This window comes from Actinoplanes sp. NPDC051633 (genome assembly GCF_040681735.1).
GTDB lineage: Bacteria > Actinomycetota > Actinomycetes > Mycobacteriales > Micromonosporaceae > Actinoplanes.
Map to the genome: position 1 here is coordinate 1 of NZ_JBFAZH010000514.1, position 5400 is coordinate 5400.

The window sequence follows — 5400 nt, forward strand, 5'->3', positions numbered from 1 at the left end:
GCTCGAGGTCACCGCGGTGCAGTCGATCGCCGGGGTGCTGCCGCCGCACGGCCGGCTGGTGCGCCGCCCGCCGTTCCAGGCGCCGCACCACAGCGCCAGCACGGCGGCGCTGATCGGCGGCGGCTCGGGGCTGGCCCGGCCGGGCGCGCTGTCGCTGGCCCACCGCGGGGTGCTCTTCCTGGACGAGGCCGCCGAGCTCGCCACCGCCACCCTCCAGGCGCTGCGCCAGCCGCTGGAGAGCGGCCGGGTGGTGCTCGCCCGCGCCAAGGGAAGTACGGAATACCCGGCTCGCGTCCAGCTCATCCTCGCGTCCAACCCGTGCCCGTGCGCCCAGCCCGCCGGCGACCAGCACTGCACGTGCACGCCGCACATTCGCCGCCGCTACCTGAGCCGGCTCTCCGGTCCCCTGCTCGACCGCGTCGACATCCAGATCTCGCTGCGCCCGCTGACCGCCGCGCAGCTGATGACCGAGGCCGGCCCGGCCGAGCCGTCCGCCGTGGTCGCCGAGCGGGTGGCCAAGGCGCGGGCGGCCGCGGCGGCGCGCTGGGCGGCGGACGGCTGGCGGGTCAACGCCGAGGTGCCCGGCCCGCAACTGCGCCGCCCGCCCTGGTTGCTACCGCCGTACGACACCGCGGCGCTGCGCGCCGGGATGGACCGCGGGCTGCTCTCCGCCCGCGGCTTCGACCGGGTGCTGCGGCTCGCCTGGACCATCGCCGATCTCGACGGCAAGACCCGGCCCGACCGCGCCGACGTGGACGAGGCCGCCCAACTGCGAATGGGAGACACCCATGATGATCATCGCCGGTGACCCGGCACCGCCGGTCCCGCCGGACCCCGCCGAGGACCGGGCCGCCCGGGTCGCGCTCACCTGGCTCGCCGAGCCCGGCAACCGCACTGTCTGGTCGATGGTGCAGCAGATCGGTGCGCCGGCCGCGCTGGAGCTGGTGCTGCGCGGGGAGGTCACCGACCCCGGGCTGCGGGCCTCGGTGCTGTCGCGCAACGAGGACGGCGAGGCGCAACGGCTGGCGGAGGTCGCGCTGAGCCAGGCGGAACGGCTGGGCGCCCGGATCGTGGTGCCGTCCGATCCGGAGTGGCCGATGCGGGTGAACGCGCTGGCCACGCTCGAGGTCAGGGCGCCGGGACGGGTCAACCGCGACGTGCGGCCGCCGTTGTGCGTGTGGGTGCGCGGCGGCTGGGAGCTGAGTGAGGCGTTGGACCGGTCGGTGGCGGTGGTGGGCGCGCGGGCGGCCACCGGGTACGGCGCGCACGCCACGACGGAGATCGCGTACGGGCTGGCCGAGCAGGGGTGGACGGTGGTGTCCGGCGGCGCCTTCGGGATCGACGCGGCGGCACACCGGGCGGCGCTGGCAGCCGGTGGGCGCACGATCGCCGTGCTGGCCAGCGGGGTGGACAACCCGTACCCCAGTGGGAACGCCTCGATGTTCGAGCGGATCGCCGAGACCGGGCTGCTGATCAGCGAGTGGCCGCCCGGGACGGAGCCGCTGCGGCATCGCTTCCTGATCCGCAACCGGGTGATCGCCGCCGCCACCGAGGGCACGGTGATGGTGGAGGCGGCGGCGCGCAGCGGGGCGGCGCAGACCATGGGCCGCGTGCTGGAGCTGCGTCGCAAGGCGATGGTGGTGCCCGGCCCGATCACCTCGGCGATGTCGGTGGGCTGCCATGAGGTGCTGCGGGCCAATCCGATGACGGCCCGGCTGGTGACCTGCCTGTCGCACGTGCTGGAAGAGGTGGGAAAGATCGGCGAGCACTACGCCGAGCGGATGCGCGGCCCGGAGCATCCGCGCGACGGCCTGGACGAGGAGTCGGCGCTGGTGCTGGAGGCGATGCCACGACGCGGCACGACGGACACCGACCGGCTGGCGGCCAAGGCGGGGCTCGGCCTGCGAACGGTCCTGCGCCGGCTCTCCCTGCTGGAGACGATGGGCTTGATCATCCGCCGCGACGACGGCGTCGCCTTGACGCCGGCCTCAACCCGGGGCCCGGCGAGGGCGGCTGGGCAGCCTGGCGTCGCGCCCAGCGCGACCGCCGCCCGGCACACACCTGGGACGGGCGGTAGCTCTAATGACTGAATCAGTCGTCGGACTCGTCGAGGTCGCGCCGGTGGACCTTCATCCATGCCTCGACGTCCTCGGTCAGCCAGACCTTGCCCTGGGCGAGGTCGGCGACCGGCTTGGGGAAGTCGGCACGGCTGGTGATCTGGTACGCACGCTGGCGGCTGACCCCACCCAGGCGGATGCGGATCTCATGCGCGCCCATGAGTCGGATCTGTTTCGCGGCCACGAGATCAACCGTAGGCGCGGGACTATTAGTCTTTTATCAACTTCTCAGAAGACAGCTAGTCGCATATCAACTAGGGTAGTCTCATGACCATTAGTCGCAAGCCTACCCCACCGGTGCCCTGGGCACCGGCCCACCGCCGAAGTTGGCGAACCCTCTGGCGGCGATGCTCGTGCGGCCTTTCGGAGCCGTGCGTCGACCGCCTGACAACCCCGGCAGACCTCTCGGCCACTGTGGACACGGCGGACCCAGGACCGGGAGCCATCACCGACCGAACCACCCCGAGCCCTTGCCCCCCACACACCTTCATCACGACGTCACCCCGCAACCAGGCCCGCCGCAGCGAGGCGGGCTACACCGGGCATCCCGCCCAGGGCCGCGTCGTTCCACCCGGTTCGCAGGGTCTCGACCAGACGCCGACCAATCTGCTGGCCAACGCCGCGGGCCTGCCCTCCCCCACGACGGGTGGCCTCGAGCTGATGGACACCGCCGCAGAGTGGGCGGCCCGATCCATCGACATGGGAGCCGACAGGGCGGCATTCGACATCACGGCCAGGGCCACCGAGACCGCGTTGCTGACGAGCGCGAACCCAGCGGCTACGGCAGTGTCCGTCCCGGTGCTCACCCCGTCCATCCCATGGGTGGGTGCAGCTCCGCGACAGTGGCACGAAGCGACGCACGGCGTCGAGGGATCGGGGCCGCCCACCGAGGTGCTCATCCGGCTCAACGGCCTCATGGGGGAGTTCAACGCGGCCGAGCAGGCGACCCGCCATCCCGATGACCGACGAACGAGGCAAGCGACCGGCAAGAGGAGCTCGACGCCGTCGCGCGCCGGCCTCCTCGAGAGGGACGACCGGGCGGATGCTCGCACCTGCCAAGCGCGAACCGTGCCTTGGGAGCGGTCCACACTCGGCGAGCCAGTGGCGTCGGCGCACCTGGCGGAGGCCTTCAAGATCTACCGGGCCGGGCGGGCGACCGTCGCGCATCCCGACCTTGTCGGCCGGGCCGGAAACCTGACACCCGCGCAGGCCGACCGTGCCGGCCACGCCGAGCGCCGTCGCACGAGACGACGGCCTCGCGACCCGCTCGATCGCATCGCCGGGCGAAGTCGACTCCCCTTTCGCGACCACGATGCGGAGAGTGGACGCGCCTGGTGACGGAACCACAGCGGGCCGAGCACCTCGGGCTCCGGCCGTCCTGGGATTGCAAAGCATGTGGACAACCCTGGCCCTGCCCACCAGCGAAGGAGACACTGCTCGACGAGTTTCGGTCCTTCCCGTCGGTGCTCTGCATATACATGGCAAGTCAGTTGGAAGACGCCATCGATGACCTGACCGCTCACGGCGGACAAGCGCCGCCCGATCTGTACGAACGATTCTTCGCCTGGATAAGCCCCAAGCCCGAGAACTGAACGCGACGCAGCAGTCGGAACACAACGGCCTCTAGCGTCTCCATCGATAGACCCACCGGGGACCGACATCGAGTCCACGAGGTGGCGAACACTTGGAGACCGTGGCCGCCCCGACGAAGCAGCCGCGCCTTTCAACGGCACGGTGCCGACTCATCCGCAACACAACTCCGGCGGTCAACCGCGTACGGCGAGCCGCAGCCACCGACCTCGCCGAAGCAACAAGACCGACCCAGCCTCGACTCCTTGCCGACGGCCAACGGCGCACAGCAAACCGCTGCGACGGGCCGCCACATTGGAGACTGAACGCTCGGGCAGGCCGCAGCATCCTGCTCCACGAAATCGCCGGCCGGATCCGCTCGGTCCGCAACGCCCGCGGCGCTCACGCCGCGGAGGCACACCGGGTGCTCGCTCATCCACCCAGCCCACGGCAGAGCTTCGCACGAGACGCGCAGCCAGCGGCATCAATCGACGATGCCCCGCAGCGGTCCGACGGACTCAGCAATCCTCAAGCACAGGGCCTCCGTCAGCTTGACTACATTGGACCGTCTCGTCACCGATCCCTTCGCTTCGACGAGCCGGTTCGGGCCCCGTCGACGAGTCGCGAGCGATGCGGCGTGGGGTCGATGTGCTGCGCCTGAACGAATCGCCACTACAAGGCTCCACAAAGGTCGCTCAACGAAGGAGCAGGTGACGACCGGCGGCGCCCCGCCTGGACCTGCCAAGCGAAGCCACCTGTCCCGGCCGTCACCGCCCGCCGCCCGATCAAGCTCGGCCTTCTCAGTGCGGCGATGTTATTGTACCTACATGGGAACGTACGTACAACGTGACCGAGCATCGCGGCCTCGTAAGCTGCGACACATGATCGATCCATCGGCTGATCGAGCAGTCTTCCGGCAACTCGCGGACATCTTGCGCAGCCAGATCGAGACCGGCGAGCTGGCGCCCGGCGATCCGCTGCCGAGTGAGTTGCGACTTGCGCAGGAGTTCAGCATCAGCCGCACGACAGTCCGCCAGGCGATAGCTCAACTTCGCACCGAGGGTCTCGTCAGCGTCGAGCGTCCGCGCGGCACCTTCGTCCGGGTCCCGGAGGAGATCGAGCTGATCACGCTGGCCCGCGGTGAGCGCGTCAGCGCGCGCATGCCCACCGACGCGGAGCGCCGCTCCTTCCGCTTGGGCGACGGCGTCCCGGTCTTCGTGGTCATCGCCACCGACGGCGCCAAGAAGGTCCACCCCGCCGACCGCGTCCAACTCACGCGCCCCTGACATCGAATCGTCCAGGCCGCAACAACCAGCTGGAATCCCAACCAAGCACGCCGCCGCAATGGGCGGCGAGACGCCGGCGCGAGTAGCGACTCAGCGGAGTGGGTGGCGGCGCGTCGGCGGAGTGCGCTTGGGCTTGGTCGCGTGTCGCGCCGGAACTTGCGAAGACGCCCTTCCTCAGGGTGGCCGGCGGTGGCGTTTTCGCCGATGGCGAAATGATGGTCATCTATGCAGCTCCAGGCACGCCCTGACCTGCTGCTTTGCACGCTGATTTGATCTTGAGCGGCCAATGTCGAGCGTTGAGCCGGTGACGGATATTCCGAGCCGTTCGAAGGGTTGCCGAACGTCGGCGATCACGCTTAACGTCGGGAACATGACACCGTCCATCTGGGACGGTGGATCGCTCCTGTGGTGCGGTCGCCCGACTCTGC

General features: G+C 70.5%; 5 protein-coding genes. 4 read left to right on the forward strand and 1 reads right to left on the reverse strand.

Annotated features, from left to right (window positions below; genetic code table 11):
* Both AB0M20_RS25355 and dprA read left to right on the forward strand, forming a co-directional pair.
* The coding region (locus AB0M20_RS25355; RefSeq protein WP_364302191.1) for an ATP-binding protein at positions 1-808 on the forward strand (808 nt) is incomplete at its 5' end.
* On the forward strand, positions 792-2090 hold the full coding sequence (gene dprA, locus AB0M20_RS25360; protein WP_364302197.1) for a DNA-processing protein DprA: 1299 nt from the start codon (positions 792-794) through the stop codon (positions 2088-2090). The genes AB0M20_RS25355 and dprA, both read left to right, overlap by 17 nt.
* Before the next feature lies 1 nt (position 2091).
* On the opposite strand, the gene AB0M20_RS25365 is transcribed toward dprA, so the two are convergent.
* Entirely contained in the window at positions 2092-2277 is a 186-nt protein-coding gene (locus AB0M20_RS25365; protein WP_208465675.1) for an AlpA family phage regulatory protein, read from the reverse strand.
* A 254-nt stretch (positions 2278-2531) separates the two neighbouring features.
* Here AB0M20_RS25365 and AB0M20_RS25370 point away from each other — a divergent pair, with 254 nt between their 5' ends.
* On the forward strand, positions 2532-3455 hold the full coding sequence (locus AB0M20_RS25370) for a hypothetical protein (protein WP_364302193.1): 924 nt from the start codon (positions 2532-2534) through the stop codon (positions 3453-3455).
* Positions 3456-4567: 1112 nt separating this feature from the next.
* Positions 4568-4972, forward strand: coding sequence for a winged helix-turn-helix domain-containing protein (locus AB0M20_RS25375; protein WP_364302195.1), 405 nt, complete (start codon positions 4568-4570; stop codon positions 4970-4972).
* Positions 4973-5400: the final 428 nt, after the last annotated feature.